This window comes from Halobacillus amylolyticus, from assembly GCF_022921115.1.
Taxonomy (GTDB): Bacteria; Bacillota; Bacilli; order Bacillales; family Halobacillaceae; genus Halobacillus_A; species Halobacillus_A amylolyticus.
This window is the reverse complement of sequence record NZ_CP095075.1, coordinates 3,371,518-3,387,370: the sequence shown is the minus strand read 5'-3', so window position 1 is coordinate 3,387,370 and position 15,853 is coordinate 3,371,518. Positions and strand designations below refer to the sequence as shown.

Sequence of the window (15,853 nt, the reverse complement as noted above, 5' to 3'; positions counted from 1 at the left end):
CATACCACATCGCAATTAACGGCAGCATGAACTTCACCCATTTCGTCCACGGCACCCCGCAATTTCAAAACAAGCTAGCAACTCACCAGAAGCTGGCGTAATACTATTCACATAAACCCATCCGACAACGGATAAACTGTTACCGCCACCTGGCGAGGAACTTATTCCATGACGAGTCGCTAACTATTATTTTTGGTTTGAAAAAGATTTTTCTATGCAAACCTTTACCGCTTTAACGACCGGGGACCAGACCCCAAATTCATCAGGTTAAGAAATGCGCTTATTTATTCCCTCGACTCAAAATTCATCTCCCTTTTTGCTTCTTTCGCACGTTTCACTTCATCCATAAATACCTTTGCCCGTTGAGGATCTATTGGGTTTTTCATATTACCATTTTTAATCCACGTAGCAACGCACACTCCATCATATTGTTGTAAAAGCTCGAAAACATTATCTCCTGTTGCACCTCCTCCTAAAAATATTGGTGTGTCTGTCACTTTTGTTCTCGCTTTTTTTACTAACTCTAAACTCTCACTAGGTTTCTTTCCTGCAATAAAAAGACCATCCGCAAATGCTTCATGTACTGATTCCCAAGCAGCATCCTCGATAGGTTTTCTTCCTAAAGGCGTTCCATGTACCTCATATACATCTGCAAATATAGGAATATCACTTTTTATTTTTTTTCTAAGGTCATTAATTTCTACACATTGAGCCTGTAATAATCCGGCACTAGTTACTTCTACACCAGTAAATAAATGCTCAACCCTTACAAAATCTGCACCTACTGCATCTGCCACAGAGAGGCCTGCTACTCCGTCCCAGTTCATCAGGACACCTAATTTATGATCAGGGAAGTTTCTTTTAATGGCATCTCCTATTTTAGTCATATAAGCAATAGCTTCTGGTGAAGAGAATTGTTTTATCGGCATGTCATTCATATTTTGTAGGACAATGCCATCAAATCCATTTTCCAACACCATTTCAGTTTCTTTTAATGATTGATCTACTATCTCCTCTATTTTTTTATCAGTGTGTCTATAACTTCCAGGTAGAGGATCTGGTTGTACCATAGACAAAGCTACACAGTTTGAATTTAGCATATTCAATTCTTACTCTCCCTTCAAACTACTATGGAATCTATTACTTGTTTCGATTAATTGATTTGCAGGAATAATTCCTTTTTCCGTAATAATTGCTGTTATATATTTTGATTCCACCCCAATTAGTTCTGGACAAAGGAAGTCGATATTACTTTTTTCAACAAGATTCCAATTTGAGGTTAATGTATCTTCTAAGTTGTTTATTTTTAATTTTTTTTCATAACCATAAATTGCTCTCATATCAAGTTTCATCATAGGTGTGAGCACGTAAAGAGGTATATTAAACTCTTTACACACTAATCCAACCATGTCTGAACCAGTTGTATTAAAGGCAGTCCCATCAGGATGAAATGTTTCAGCACCAAAAAATGCGCCATCACAGTCTTTTAAAAAATACATAATTGCTGAATCCGGTATAAATTTAATTTTATGACCAGCTTCATGACAAGTGCTTACAAATGGATAACCCCCATCGATCACTCTACTTTCAGGTATAATGATTGTATAATCTCCATTTTCGTTTTTTAGGTTTTGAAGGAGTTTGTTGACCGTACTTGAATAATCAAAGACCATGATTGTTTTCATTGATGATGCAGTTTTGATCCCATATTCCACAACTTTATTTACAGCTTCCTGGTATTGATTTAAGTAATCATTCTTTTTTTGAATAATAAACTTTGCAGCTTCTTCGATATCTAAATCTCTTGCTTCATCTATATTTCTTATCATTATGTTAATTGCATTACTAATTGCCTGACTAGCTGAACCTCTAGTTTCGATGAAATATTGAGAAATAGTTAAGATTTTTTCTATTACACTATTTACAGATAAATTATTTCTTCTCCCCTCCAATGCAATAGATTCAATCATATCGCTGATCATATTAATATGTTTACTTGCGCCTAAAATCCTTTGATAAACTATATCGTCAAATGCTTTAATACTTTGTTCATCAGTCAATACTTGTCTAGCATCATTTTCAGAAATCATAAATTTATCACCTTTACTGTTATACAAAATTATATTGATTTAAGTGTTTTAGAGGTTATTAGACACTTTTTTTCATTCGTAAAATTCTTGTGTTTTTGTTCCAAAGAAGTAGAGCCATTAATTTTTTTAGAGACGACAAGAGCTCATCGTATTTGTTGTAGCTTAAATTAGGCATACTTAAATTTGAGATATTCTTTCATAGTGCTTTTCTTTATCATGGAGATTCCAATTCGACACTGTACCGATATTGATCACCCCTATAAAAGATTTGGGCATATTCAATTAGTCGATCTTGTTGATCTTTTGTTGACCGTTGAACATATAATAGTGGACTATTTTCTTCTACTTTCAAAATTTTAGCCAGTTTTTCACTCGCAGCTATAGATTCAATTGTTTCATTGGCTTTTTTCACCACATATCCTTTTTGCTGAAACAATTGATATAAGGACGCATCAGGCGCCTCGAGCTCTTCAGCAGATAAAGAGATGAATGAAGGACAATATATACGATGGAATCCAATCGGAGTATCTTGGATCCAGCGTACTCGCTCATGACAACTAACCATTGCTCCTTTTGGCAAATCAAGTTGAGAATAAGCTAATAGAGTTGCTGGAATAGTAGCTTCAAATGAGAACAATGATGAATGTAAATTACGTCCTTTATTATCTTCTGAAAAACTTAATAATTTTTGTAATTGTAATGACTTTTTCTGACTAATAATAATCGTACCTACACCATGAAGCCGTTGAACATACCCCTCATCTACCAATAAATCTACGGCATGTCTAATAGTAATTCGACTCACATTATATCGTTTTTGTAACTCGGGCTCTGCTGGTAACAGATCACCAATGAGATAATCCTCGTTGGTGATCTGTTGTTTTAATTCTTCATACACCGTTAAATATTTAGCTTTATTACTTCTCATAAGCATTCACTACGTTTTCTAATGATTTTGCCAACTCTACCAAGTTAAAATCGTTAGCACGTTGCACAGTCTCAAACAAAGACATAAATCTTGCATCGGTTAAATCCATGAACGAACCAATCATAGACCCTACGATTGCTGCAATAGTATCTGTATCATATCCAATGTTTACCGCATCAATCACTGCTTGCAAGGGATCATCTTTGTTTAAAGCAATAATTCCAAATGCACAAGGTACGGCTTCTGAAATATGCAAACCACTACCCACCACCTGCGATAAATGACGCAGTTTTTCTTCTTTTGTACCATTACCGTTTACTATATTTAAAGCTAATCGGATACGTTCTACAACACTCGGACCTGCTACTTCACGGGAAATTAGTTTCGCCTTTGTTTCACCCCGTAAAGCCCCATAAAAACCAGCACTTAAAGCTTCCTCAACTGTTGCATTCGGTGCTAAAGAGGCACTTGTAGTAACAGCCACTGCGCAAGCACCGGAAATTGCTAAAGAGTTATCGTGTGTTACTTGTGTAATCGTAATTGCAGCGTCAATAGCGCCTTCAAAATCGTTAGGGTGTAAAATTCCAGCTGGTGCAATTTTCATTGCTGCCCCATTCGTTGCTTTTGATGCATAGTCTACTGTGACCGCCCCTGGTAATGGATTCATTTTTAATGACGGGGCTTTATACATTGCCACCGCACTCCGAGTTGTAGGACCCGCGAAACGATCAAAATACCAAGGAACATTTGACCAATCCAAAATAGCTTTAATTACAATATCACTATCAAGAACGCCATCATTTTTCAAAATTGCTTGACTAAGAAAATAAATTTGAGAAAAGTCATCTGTAACTTGCCCTTCTTCATTTCCTAGTGCAAAAGCTGTTTCTCCAGGTTTCTCAAATTTATTCACGGGGTGACCAAATTGTTTACGTATCTGATCAAACGATAAATTTTCAGTTGCTGCTCCCATCGCATCACCAATTGCCGCTAATCCTAGAATTCCTTGTATTTTTGTGTTCAAACTCATGCTCATCACCCTTTTTAATTATTAAATCTTCTAGTTATTTTTTGGATTAGACATTTCTGCTTTTGGATCTTTGATACCAAAGATCATTGTAAGTACCATTCCTCCCGAGAATGAAATTGCTAAACCAACGACATATGCCCATAATGTTGGTCCTGCAAATGCAGGTATTGTTGTCAATCCGCCAAATACAAATGCGTTCCCAACTACATTAAAAGCCCCCATAAAGGCACCACCAAGAGCAGCCCCTAAACATCCTGCTACTAATGGACTCTTAAATTTCACACCCAAACCATAAATTGCTGGCTCCACAATTCCTGATAAAAAGACGGATGTTATAGCGGTTACTGAAAAATTCTTCAGTTCTCGATTCCGACTCATTAAGAAAATAGCGAATGCAGCACCTGCCATACCAAAGTTCGCAGTCGCAGCATAGGCAATAAGAGCAGAAGTACCTGTCGAAGCAATTTCAGGGATAACCACAATTGTATTCGGTGCCCAATGCACACCAAACATAATCAAAATATTCCAAATCCCTCCAATAACGGCTCCGGTAACAATTGGACTAATATTGGCTATCCAATCTACAAAGTTGGCGATACCTAGACTTAAATAGTTTCCTAATGGTCCAAATATTCCAGCAGCAACGGGAACTAATATAAATAATAATACAGTAGGAATCACAATCATATGCAAACTACTTGGTAGTTTCTTATTCATATAGTGTTCCATTTTTGATTGTAGCCAAATTGTTAAAATAGCTGGAATAATCTGACCAGTATAATTGAATACAATAATTGGAATGCCTATAAAGGTAACTATATTTCCACCATTATGTTCTACTAGATTCATAAAACCGGGCATAATCAGTACACCCATCACGGCAACCGCAATGTATGGACTTGTGTTAAATCGTTTCGCGGTCGTAATAGCTACTAATAATGGAAAGAAATGAAACACGGAAGTCGCTGCAAGAGTTAAGATTAAATTTGTTGTACTTTCAGTTGATAACCAACCTAATTCATTAGCCAAAATCGTAAATCCTCGTAGCAACCCTGCTCCCGCTAACAGTGGCAATAATGGGGAAAAAATACTAACAACTAGAGCAATAAATTTATTAAACCAATGAGTTTTCTTTTCATCACTTGTATCCGCAATATCTGCCGTATCGTTATTCGCGTCAGTTGATGTACTTGACTTCCATACCTTCTCAAATTCATTATAAACCTCTTCGACATTAGTACCAATCACTATTTGAAATCCTAGATCCGTATCAACAAGTCCTGCTACACCGTCTAACGCTTCGATTTCTTTCTTTTCAACTAGCCCACGATCTTTTAATGTAGGGCGCAATCGTGTCGCACAATAAGTTACCGACACTACATTGTCCGGGCCCCCTAGCGATGACAGCAATTGTTCTGCTAAAGAATCTACTTTTCCCATAAAATCCCCTCCCATTTTTTAAAAATATAGTCATTATGACGTCATATCCTCATAACAATAATATATGTATATATAATTCGTGTAAACCCTTACATAAAATATTTTCAAATATTCTGGCATTTTTCCGTAATTCTGTATAAGTTGTATCATGAAGAACCCACACCTAGGCAATGGTGAGGGTTTCGTTTATGCTTGATTTACTTATTTGGAACCTGACAAATCTCTGGAAGGGACGGTGACCAGGGAAGGATGCTTTCCCACTGTTCCGAATCTGTAAGATCCAATTGACACCGGGGATTAGACCCAATGGCCCTACCAGAATCCGACCGAGAAACATTATTTTATATAAAGAAAGAACGTAGGTGTCAGGCACCTACGTTTATGTAAAAAGAATGATCCCCTGCAAGGTCATTGAAAAAGTCCAAAATTAAAACATTATCACTTCTCTCTAAAAAAGAAGCACGATCCTAAATAAAAACTAAAGTTCATCATTTACTGCTTTAACGCTCTGGGGGTCAGACCCCGACATTTTTTATGCAAACCTTTACCACTTTAACGTGACGGGGTTCAGACCCCAAAATCTAAGTATTTTGGTGGCACTACCCAGGTGTTTTCTCTTTATAAATGTGGTATCCTTATTTCAGTTTGGCACTTCCCCCTATTTAAATTTATAAAGAGATTAATAGCCTTTAATATTCGTGTGAATGGAAGGGACAAACAAATGCGGTTAACAAAATTGAAGGCTAGACGAGCACTTCTAATATTATTTTTGACTAGTCTCTTTATTGTTACATCTGTTTCCATAACCCTATTTATCATAGGTCCAGAGCTACTCGTAGAGGAGAGCAACCCTGTAGCCTCTGACGCTATAATCGTCTTAAGCGGTGGTCAAGAACGCTTGGAGCATGCAAGTAACCTATATGAAAAAGGGTTTGCCGACACTGTTATTCATTCTAACTCTACAGAACCAGGAACCACCACCGAAGAAGCTGTAGCATTAGGAATTTCCAAAAAGGCACTATAGAAGAACGTAAAGCTATGAGTACATATGAAAATGCCTTGTACACAGAAGACATTATGCAAGCAAATAATTACAAATCAGCTATTGTGGTAACAAGTAACTATCATTCTCTTAGAAGTAAATTTACTTTTGAGAAGGTTTATAATAATGATATTTCCTTGTCGTATTCTTTTGCACCTTCATTTTATAATCCAGAAGATGGCATAACAGAATTAGAAAGTGGAACCGCGTTTAAGGAATATGTCAAATGGGTATTGGTTACAGTTCCTTTTCCGCTAGTGAACCATTTTACTCTGTGAAAAAGATCCCCATCACTAAGTTATGTCATTAGTGCTCAGATCACTTCACATCACCTTCAAGTTAAAAATAACAAACACTTTAACGGTTTAACGCACCGGGGTCAGACCCCGAAACAGAGGTATTCTTGTCCATGTGTTAGTCCTTTATTTTGGATTTGGACAGGAGCCCCCTGTGCCACCCGTTATAAAGGATTTTCTTATCTCTTAGAATACATTTGGAAAATTCGGAAACTATTTATGCAACACTAGTGTTAAAACATATAAAAACTATAACAAGGGTGAAGGTTATGTCAAAAAGGTTTTCAAGTATATTCTCTCATATGAAAACTTATCTTTCTTACTCTGAGATATTTGGAATTAAATCTCCGTTAGAAGAGGTTAAACAAGACATAAGAAGTATTAATTTAGATGAGGCTTTAACAATACTTTCAATGTTTTCAGTCTTAGATAAAGAATCGATGACAAGTTTAAAAAATAAGCTACTTCCTTTTGTAAGAGATAAGGAATTTATTAATAGCTTAGAGGTATTTGACGTAAGTAATTTAATGTACGCAATGAAATGTTTTATTGCTTACGGGACCAGAAATCCGTATTACAAATTTAATAATAGTTACGATAAACCATATAATGTCTTCCTTACGGTATTAAAAATTACAGATTACATGATTGATAACATTGATACATATGAAGATGTGCAAGATGTTGTTCTTAAAGGAGCTTTATTCCACCGTAGTACAGAATTAGATAGATCTTTATTAAGACAACATATTATGTTTGAAGAACTGGCAAGAGAAGTGCATCGCTTTGAAAAAAATGAATTCATTGATATACACCAAATATTTGAAATGAAGTTTGGTTATACAATTGCTGAATATGTCGCAACAGCGTTCTCTTTAAACCTTAACTGTATTAAAGGTTGTTCTTATAAAGATATTGTAGAGGGAATAGATTGGGGAATTAACCCGGATCTGTTCTTTAAAAATGTATCAATCAAAGACAAGGCCCTGGCTATATATAAGGATTTGTGTATAGATCCCCTTGAATTAAGAGATTGGGCAAGGAGTACAATAAAAAATCCATACGACTTCGAGCCCCTTTTAGTTCGCCCTATTTTTTCCTCTGGTAATAAAGCTTTTCCGAGTTCACCAGGGAATATGAATGCCGTAATATTTGATGGATTATTTTTTAAAATTAGAAGATGTTTCGAGACAAGAGACACTTCGTTTTTTGACTTCTTTGGGAGATTATTCGAAATTTATGTCTCTGATATGTTAAAAGCTGCAGTAAAGGCATCCAAAATTAGTGCATATAATTTCATTGATGAATTTTCTTATGGAAAAGACCTTAGTAAACGTTCATCTGATGCATATATTCAACTTGGCAAATCCTTACTAATAGTTGAATGTAAAAGTGGAAGGATAAGAAAAGAAACAAAATTAGAAGCAGATGAAAAAACTACTGAAGAAGATTTTAAAAAATACGTTACCAAGCCGATAATGCAGGCAAGTAAGGCATATTCTGAAATACTCGATCAAATGCCTGAAAAGTTTGGTGGTGCCAAGAAGGTTTGTATTTTATCAGTCTCCTATCAGTCATTTCCACGTCTTCCGAGGTTACATTATGATGATCAAAATTGGCAAAAAGACTTAAGCCCTAATGTTAACCAATTTGACTATTTGGGTCTAATGGATATTGAAATTATTGCTTATATTATTGAAAACCTTGATATATCAATTTTTCGTTTTTTAAACACAAAGATCACCAATAAAGAATTTGTTCCTTACCCTAATTATTTTTATAAAAAATTTGGTGATATTAGACGTTTAAAAAGCCATTCTAATAAGCTAGAAGAAATATTTGATAATATAAAAAAAACACTTGGTTTTAAAAAAAGTTGATCAAGATATACAATCTAATGCAATTGAATTGTTTTTTTAAGCCTAACAGAGAGCGTTGATCTAGAAGCTTTCCTTTAACCTATCAAATTAACGCACCGGGGGTCAGACCCCGAAATTGAAAGAAAAGTAAAACATCAAGAGGGCGACAGAAAGTCCCTATACCGATGAAAAAGGAGACGAAGTTTGAAGGAAATATAGCCATCATCAAGTCACAAAAGAAGAAGTAACGTTTATTTTTTTTATAAATTAATATGGAAAAGAATGGGGCCAGGGTCTATATAGGGTCATGTTCCCGTTTTTTAATTTCAAGGCTAAAATCAATTGGTAAAGTATTACTTTTGTGGATTGCAACACCAATGATGCAAGGCAAATGGGTCAGACCCCAATATTCAAATGAGAGCTCTTAATAGTATGAAATAAGCAAGAAATGATCCTTCCTTCAACAGGAGGGATCGTTTTTTACTTATATTCAAATATGATAGAATTTAAGATCAGGTAAATAAAGAAATAGAAGAGGCTGAGCTTATAAGTACCTGATCTTTTCTCCCATGAACCTTTTTTAAGAATTTACTTTTAACAGCAACCGTCAATATCTCCTCTACGACACACAAAGCAACCCTTTATCATTTATAACATAGGAGGAGACTATAAAATATATCTCTACACCCTACGCTCCTGCCCATAGTCAGGCTTCAATGTCAATGATACTTTTTTAGATCCTTTCTATATTTTATGATATTCCATGGCATAAAGTGAACTCTTGACGCTAAAAACCATGTCAATATAAATGATACAAAAAATGCTAGTGTAGTAGCTTGTGCAGCTCCTATCGCCCCATTTATTTTTATGAATATATAATTAAAGATTATATTTAAGAGTGCTGTTGTAAATGTAACAATACTCAAAAGATGTGTCTTTTTTTCATAGAAGATTACTCCGCCTACCATTTTGTACATCCCGTTAAATGCGAATCCTATGCTTATCCATATAATGTACACAATTGAATCTTTAAATGCATCTCCAATAAATACTTTTAAAAAAAAAGGTGCTATTATATTTAATAAAAATGCAATTAATAGTATCAATACGAAATAGATGTATGTAATTTTCACTAATTTATATTTAATTACATTCTTATTTAGTTTTAAACTTTTGTATAGATAAGGCATCCATGCCTTGTTAAATGCGTCTTGTAATACACCAATAATCATTCCAATTTGATACCCTACAGTATATATGCCTGTTTCACTAATCCCTACCATATTAGTAACAAAGATACGGTCGGTCATAGTGATTAAAAGCATACCTATAGTATGAGGAATAAGAGGAACGCCAAACTTCAATATGTCTTTTGCATAATCTTGGTTCCATTTAAATGAAAGCTTTTCGCGCTTAATAATTATAAGCATACCTATGACAGAAAATAATAATATTGCAATAACTTGGCCGTTAACCCTTCCGAGCCAACCAAAATCTAATCCTACTACAAGTATTATTGTTACCGTTACATTTAGCACTGTTTGTAGTATTTGAAAAGTACCGAATTGAATAGCCTTTTCTCTAACGCGCCACAAGCCTAATGTTACTTGGATTATACTATTACCAAATGCAGCAATTACAACAAGAAATATGTACTTTTCTGGAAATGAAGATATGTTAGAAATAAAACCTGAAAATAATATAATAATTAACAATGTAAGTGATGAACTTGCAAATAATAAATAAATTGCTGTTGTAATGTAATGGTTATATTTATTAACATCATCGAAGTATTTTCGGTTGATCGCCCCATGAACATTTAAACCCATAATAGGTACTAAAAATCCAATCAAGACGCCGAACATCGATACTATTCCGTAATCTGTAGGGGTTAGATAAACTGTCAGTATCGGTAATAAAAAAAACGGGATTCCTTTATTTATTATTTCAGTAATAGCATATATACTTGATAACTTAACAAGTGATAATTTAAATATTCTTTTTAACATTATACCCACTTCTTTTCAGTAAGTCACTAAATATTCTTTCAAATTCAAACCATTAAATAGCTATCCATTGTTTCCTCTTTATTAAATCATGTGCTAGAATTCATTTGTAATTACCAAAGGACCTAAATAAATTCTATAGGTCCTTTGGTAATTATGCTCTAGCTTCTTAAACAGTAATCATTCTTTTTTCAAATCGCCATGCGTCTCGGCACATGTCGGAGATATTACGTTTTGCGGTCCATCCCAATTCCTGGTGAGCTTTAGAGACATCTGCATAACAAGTCGCTAAGTCTCCTTGTCTTCTACCAATAATTTCATAAGGAACTTTGACATTATTCACTTCCTCAAACTTCTGAAGTAATTCCAACACACTAGTTCCTCTTCCAGTCCCAAGGTTGTAAATATTTGTACCGTTTTGTTCGTACTCTAACGCTGCAATATGACCCAATGCCAAGTCTACTACATGAATATAGTCACGCACTCCGGTTCCATCAAAGGTAGGATAGTCACTACCAAAAACAAGTAGTTTCTCTAACACCCCTTTTGCCACTTGAGTAACAAAGGGCATAATGTTATTAGGTACACCATTTGAATTCTCTCCAATTAACCCACTCTCGTGCGCTCCTATAGGATTAAAGTAACGAAGTAAGGAAACTGAGAAATCTGGATTTGCTTTAGCTACATCTGTTAAAATTCGTTCACTAACCGCCTTCGTTTCGCCGTATGGATTGGTTGAGGGTAGTAAATCCATAGATTCAGTAAGAGGCGATATGTTGTTCCCATACACAGTTGCTGACGAACTAAACACAAGTCGAGTTACTCTGTATTTCAAACAAAGTTCCGCCAATATCATGGTACTGAGAACATTGTTGTAGTAGTATGAAATCGGCTTTTCAATTGATTCACCGACCGCTTTTAACCCAGCAAAATGAATTATTCCATCAATCTCATATTCTGAAAAAATTCTTTCTAATGCTTGCTTGTCTGTCACATCAATTTTATGAAAACAAACGTTTTTATTAGTAATTTCTTGAATTCGACCGATTGTCTCTGCTTTACTGTTACCAAGATTATCAGCAACAATTACCGAATATCCAGCATCTAAAAGAGCTACGCAAGTGTGCGAACCAATATAGCCTGCGCCACCTGTTACAAGTATTCTCAATAGACTCCCCCCATTATCTAATCTTATTCCTCAATCATTTTAAACTGTATAATAGAATCCTCCCTAATGGTCTCCTTTGAGACTTTCCCAACTACTTTATTAATTTCTGCCGGTGAGATCCCAGTGCCTGGCCTCTTAAAGGTAAGCATTTTGCTATTGATAGTAACGCCTTTTTCAATATCACATTTGGCAACTAAAGACCTTCGTGCATTCCGTCTAGAAGTTAATTCTGTGTCTAAGCATTTGATATCATAAGAGCCTCTGATGCTATTAGTAAAATCTATTCCATTTATAATTTTACTTGCATCTTCTGTATCCATCGCATGATAATGATCATTACCTGGTAACGATTTATCCAAAGTAAAATGTTTCTCTATCACTAGTGCACCTAGATTGTATGCAGTTTTAATTACATCCGCGTCCTCATCAGGTTTTGTATGATCTGAATATCCGATTATTACGTTAGGGTATTTATTTTTTAATGTTAAGATTCTATTAAGATTAGCATGCTCATACGGTGTAGGATATTCAAGTACGCAATGGAGTAAAACAATAGGTTCATTATTATGCTTTCTTATAACTTGAATCGTTTCTGCGATTTCCTCTTCGCCCGAAGCTCCAACGGAAAGTAAAATTGGTTTTCCCTTTTTTGCTTGATATTCAACAAACGGAAGATTATTTAAATCTGAAGAAGAAATCTTAAAAACACCCATCAGATCGTAAAGATAATCTACAGATTCAACATCAAACGCTGTTGATAGAAATTCTATACCTAAGTCATTACAATAATCGTACAATTCTTTATACTCGTTATAGGTAAAGCTGTCGAACTTTTTGAATAGCTCATATTGAGAAGTTGTAGGCTCTTCACTAGTATCCCAATAAGATGGCGAATTCTTGGCTGCTAATGTCTCTGCCTTATATGTTTGGAATTTAACAGCATGTATGCCTACCTTTTTTGCTTTTTTAACCATTAATTTCGCTGCTTCCATAGGTGTAATATTCAGCTTCTTAGCAATATCGTAGTAATTTACACCTATTTCAGCAATCAGTACGAACTTCCCTCCCAATGCTCTTTCTATAATTTGACTCTTCATTTTATCCCTCCATTACAGGTCTCGATCAAGTATTAAATTAATTACTCGTTGTGCGCCTTTCTTTAGGTCATTTTTCAACATTTGCTCTTTCATTTGTTTTCTTATTTGCGGGCTACTTATTAACCAAAGTAACGTTTCTCTAATAGTCCGATCCTCAACGATATTACCAAACCCTAAATTAATAAAGCCATTTTGCAAATATCCAAATTCATGGTGTTGTTCTCTTTCGTTTTGGGCTAATAGAATGGTAGGCACTGCCATCGAGGCAAGTTCTAGCATTGTTCTCCCTTGAGATGATATTGCGATATCAGCTTTTCCCATTAATTCTGTCATCCGTTTCACATCGCTTACAATATCGATATTTAAACTCGACTTGCTAGCTGCAAAAACTAACTCTTCAGTGTGGCTATAGCCCATACCTAAAATAAAAGTATAATGGATATTTTTATAAGGGAATGTTTTCAAAGCATCGAAGGTTCTATATGTAAGGTTACATGGATCGGTCCCCCCAAATATAATTAACACTTCTTGGACTTCTTCATTAAATTTTGCTGGTTTGGCAAGTAAAAACTCATCCCTTATGCAATAATAATCGCTTCCCCAATAATAGTTTTTATAATCATTTCTTTTTTCATAGAGATCATTAATGACTGCATCTGCATGAAGCCCGCCAGGTCCAAGATCTTCAAAGTTTACTACTCGCACTCCTAAACCTTTACAATATTTAACGTATTCCTCAGTTGTATCAAGAATATCATTAACCAAAATATTACATTGGTACTCATTTATTAGTTTATCAATATCATAATCATCTTCTATGATATGATATTTAAAATGACTTTCTCTAATTTTTTTTATACCGATGTCTGAGCGACTTGTTAATATAAATCTAACTTCATGATCAATTAAATTGTGTGCTAAGAGCAAACATCTGTAAATATGCCCTAATCCAATTTCTGCGTACCCATCTGTTCTAATTAAAATAATTTTTTTTGAAAGTTCCTTTTCAGCTACCCACCAGTCCTGAGGACTATCTATATCTATAGATTCATTTTCTGGGACTTCATATATCGACACGCTGGGGCCAAGCCTACTATTTTCTTCTACAAACTCTCTTTTTGTAATTACAAATGCTCCCGTTTCGATTAAATTTTTAGGGAGATATTGACGATTGAGTCGTTCTTTATAAAGCGGGACGACTATTCCATCCTTCTCAGTCCAAGAAAGGTGTGGACTATTGATTCCACTAATCACTGTATCAAAACTGTTCTGTGAGAAGTCCTTAATAGCCTCATCTAATGTTCTTGTTGTTAATAAAGGTGAAGTGGGCTGCATGGTTACAACATAATCATACGTTACGTTTTTCCCTCTCTCCATTTCAAGTAAAGTATGATGGATTACAGGATCTAAAGTAACTTGGTCAGTTGCTAGTTCATTAGGCCTCTTTATTACTTTTGCACCATGAGATTCGGCAATTCTTTCAATCTCTTCATCATCAGTGGAAACAACCACGTCTAGATTAAATGTACTACACAATGCATTCTTTATACTATAGCTTATAAGTGGTTTCCCACACATTAACCTAACATTTTTCCTTGGGATCCCTTTAGACCCACCACGTGCAGGAATTACAACTAGTATCTTCAACCTCTAGCCTCCATTCTTGTTTATCACATTTTTGATGAATTTCTCCATAACTTTGTAATGCTGATCAATATACTTTGATATACCTTTAAAGCGATTGTAGTTCGTGTCTTCCAACTCGGTAATTAAGTCGTTTAAGTCAGCAGTAATATTTTTATTAACCTTTAATGCCAGCCTATTATATAATGATAAAAGACGTGCATTTTTGTTAAATTTCCCAAATATCTCCGAGTAAATTTCAGAAGGCCTGTAAGCATCTATCCCAGGTGAATTTAGTGCTTCAGATACTCCGTTACCTCTTCCATCTTCATGAAGTAAGATACTAGGTAATCTTTTACTTAGAAAGTAAATATGTGCGTGAACACGATAGCCAATATGAAGATCACATTCATCATAAAAACTTAACTTGGTTGCATCAAATGACACGTCAGCAACCTGTAGCCCCATTTTTTTAGCGGCATCTTCAAGTTTTGCCGTATTTCTTGCATCATTTTCCGGTGTATATTGATCAACCTCACCAATTCCTCTATGAAAGGATACAATGATATCAGATGCGCTGTATCTATTTTTTAAAAATTTTAATACTTCTATACTCTGATCGGAAAAGGCTTCATCTTGCGCTGGTGTATAAACGATTCGCTTTATTTCCTTAGGAGCTACAAATTCCTTTCCAATAGAATCTAAATCATACCAAACAGGACATCCCGTCATAGTGACATTTTTATAGCCATTATTTCTTAAGGTCCTTTCTGTTTGATGATCTCTACAACTCATTCCAGCAAAGGTATCATTCATTTTATCTAACATTTGCTTAGCTGAACTAGTAAATTGATATAATTTTTCAGTAGTTTTATCCCCTGGAACTCCTTTCCATCCTACCCCCAACGTATGTATAGGCACCTTAATATTTTTAAGATCTTTAACCAATTTGTACACATCAGGATACATATTCATTTGAAAGCCAGGCCCACCAAGGATGATGACCCCTTCACTATTATTTACCAATTCAATGTCATCCAACTTCTCCCAATGTGGTTTTATTATGAATTCGTACTCTGGAGCAATATTACGCAACAGAGCAATCGCTCTATCTGTTATTAAAAAATCCCCTACATTTTTTTTGGCTCCAGTTAAAGCAATAAAGTATTTTGTATTCAACTTTTTCCCGTCCTTCCAATATAAATCCAGAAATAACCACATATCCAAATAAGTGTTGAAGATTCTCCCTTGGCGATTTTTTCTCCTGTAACTGT

Annotated in this window: 13 protein-coding genes; 3 read left to right on the top strand and 10 right to left on the bottom strand. The window is 35.0% G+C overall.

Annotated elements, in window-relative coordinates; translation table 11 throughout:
- Positions 1-284 precede the first annotated feature (284 nt).
- From MUO15_RS17280 to MUO15_RS17260, 5 genes are all read right to left on the bottom strand, one after another.
- Positions 285-1,100, bottom strand: coding sequence for a BtpA/SgcQ family protein (locus MUO15_RS17280; RefSeq protein ID WP_245036071.1), 816 nt, complete (start codon positions 1,098-1,100; stop codon positions 285-287).
- A gap of 9 nt (positions 1,101-1,109) precedes the next feature.
- A complete protein-coding gene (locus MUO15_RS17275; protein WP_245031269.1) occupies positions 1,110-2,090 on the bottom strand; it encodes a translation initiation factor eIF-2B in 981 nt (326 codons plus the stop codon).
- A gap of 214 nt (positions 2,091-2,304) precedes the next feature.
- The gene (locus tag MUO15_RS17270; RefSeq protein WP_245031267.1) at positions 2,305-3,018 is read right to left on the bottom strand and encodes a GntR family transcriptional regulator; all 714 of its coding nucleotides are present in this window, start codon (positions 3,016-3,018) and stop codon (positions 2,305-2,307) included.
- Entirely contained in the window at positions 3,008-4,048 is a 1,041-nt protein-coding gene (locus MUO15_RS17265) for an ADP-ribosylglycohydrolase family protein (RefSeq protein ID WP_245031265.1), read from the bottom strand. The genes MUO15_RS17270 and MUO15_RS17265 overlap by 11 nt, the downstream gene beginning before the upstream one ends.
- Before the next feature lie 30 nt (positions 4,049-4,078).
- On the bottom strand, positions 4,079-5,488 hold the full coding sequence (locus MUO15_RS17260) for a PTS transporter subunit EIIC (protein WP_245031263.1): 1,410 nt from the start codon (positions 5,486-5,488) through the stop codon (positions 4,079-4,081).
- A 721-nt stretch (positions 5,489-6,209) separates the two neighbouring features.
- Here MUO15_RS17260 and MUO15_RS17255 point away from each other — a divergent pair.
- From MUO15_RS17255 to MUO15_RS17245, 3 genes are all read left to right on the top strand, one after another.
- On the top strand, positions 6,210-6,512 hold the full coding sequence (locus tag MUO15_RS17255) for a YdcF family protein (protein ID WP_245031261.1): 303 nt from the start codon (positions 6,210-6,212) through the stop codon (positions 6,510-6,512).
- A 14-nt stretch (positions 6,513-6,526) separates the two neighbouring features.
- The gene (locus tag MUO15_RS17250; RefSeq protein ID WP_245031259.1) at positions 6,527-6,808 is read left to right on the top strand and encodes a YdcF family protein; all 282 of its coding nucleotides are present in this window, start codon (positions 6,527-6,529) and stop codon (positions 6,806-6,808) included.
- A 287-nt stretch (positions 6,809-7,095) separates the two neighbouring features.
- Positions 7,096-8,706 carry a hypothetical protein gene (locus tag MUO15_RS17245; RefSeq protein WP_245031257.1) on the top strand — a complete coding sequence of 537 codons (1,611 nt, stop codon included), beginning with the start codon at positions 7,096-7,098 and terminating at the stop codon, positions 8,704-8,706.
- Between the two features lie 698 nt (positions 8,707-9,404).
- On the opposite strand, the gene MUO15_RS17240 is transcribed toward MUO15_RS17245, so the two are convergent.
- The 5 genes from MUO15_RS17240 to MUO15_RS17220 all read right to left on the bottom strand — a co-directional run bounded on the left by MUO15_RS17240 (position 9,405) and on the right by MUO15_RS17220 (position 15,758).
- Positions 9,405-10,694, bottom strand: coding sequence for a flippase (locus MUO15_RS17240; RefSeq protein ID WP_245031255.1), 1,290 nt, complete (start codon positions 10,692-10,694; stop codon positions 9,405-9,407).
- A 166-nt stretch (positions 10,695-10,860) separates the two neighbouring features.
- Positions 10,861-11,859 carry a UDP-glucose 4-epimerase GalE gene (galE, locus tag MUO15_RS17235; protein WP_245031253.1) on the bottom strand — a complete coding sequence of 333 codons (999 nt, stop codon included), beginning with the start codon at positions 11,857-11,859 and terminating at the stop codon, positions 10,861-10,863.
- A gap of 23 nt (positions 11,860-11,882) precedes the next feature.
- Positions 11,883-12,956, bottom strand: a complete 1,074-nt coding sequence (locus MUO15_RS17230; RefSeq protein ID WP_245031251.1) for an N-acetylneuraminate synthase family protein — start codon at positions 12,954-12,956, stop codon at positions 11,883-11,885.
- A gap of 12 nt (positions 12,957-12,968) precedes the next feature.
- The gene (locus tag MUO15_RS17225; RefSeq protein ID WP_245031249.1) at positions 12,969-14,603 is read right to left on the bottom strand and encodes a cytidylyltransferase domain-containing protein; all 1,635 of its coding nucleotides are present in this window, start codon (positions 14,601-14,603) and stop codon (positions 12,969-12,971) included.
- 3 nt (positions 14,604-14,606) lie between these two features.
- Complete coding sequence (locus MUO15_RS17220) at positions 14,607-15,758, bottom strand: polysaccharide pyruvyl transferase family protein (protein ID WP_245031247.1); 1,152 nt, start codon at positions 15,756-15,758, stop codon at positions 14,607-14,609.
- Positions 15,759-15,853: the final 95 nt, after the last annotated feature.

Bases quoted from the DNA above. Each gene is read 5' to 3' on its own strand.
- MUO15_RS17280 (WP_245036071.1), bottom strand. From the start codon at position 1,100: ATGCTAAATTCAAACTGTGTAGCTTTGTCTATGGTACAACCAGATCCT.
- MUO15_RS17275 (WP_245031269.1), bottom strand. From the start codon at position 2,090: ATGATTTCTGAAAATGATGCTAGACAAGTATTGACTGATGAACAAAGT.
- MUO15_RS17270 (WP_245031267.1), bottom strand. From the start codon at position 3,018: ATGAGAAGTAATAAAGCTAAATATTTAACGGTGTATGAAGAATTAAAA.
- MUO15_RS17265 (WP_245031265.1), bottom strand. From the start codon at position 4,048: ATGAGTTTGAACACAAAAATACAAGGAATTCTAGGATTAGCGGCAATT.
- MUO15_RS17260 (WP_245031263.1), bottom strand. From the start codon at position 5,488: ATGGGAAAAGTAGATTCTTTAGCAGAACAATTGCTGTCATCGCTAGGG.
- MUO15_RS17255 (WP_245031261.1), top strand. From the start codon at position 6,210: ATGCGGTTAACAAAATTGAAGGCTAGACGAGCACTTCTAATATTATTT.
- MUO15_RS17250 (WP_245031259.1), top strand. From the start codon at position 6,527: ATGAGTACATATGAAAATGCCTTGTACACAGAAGACATTATGCAAGCA.
- MUO15_RS17245 (WP_245031257.1), top strand. From the start codon at position 7,096: ATGTCAAAAAGGTTTTCAAGTATATTCTCTCATATGAAAACTTATCTT.
- MUO15_RS17240 (WP_245031255.1), bottom strand. From the start codon at position 10,694: ATGTTAAAAAGAATATTTAAATTATCACTTGTTAAGTTATCAAGTATA.
- MUO15_RS17230 (WP_245031251.1), bottom strand. From the start codon at position 12,956: ATGAAGAGTCAAATTATAGAAAGAGCATTGGGAGGGAAGTTCGTACTG.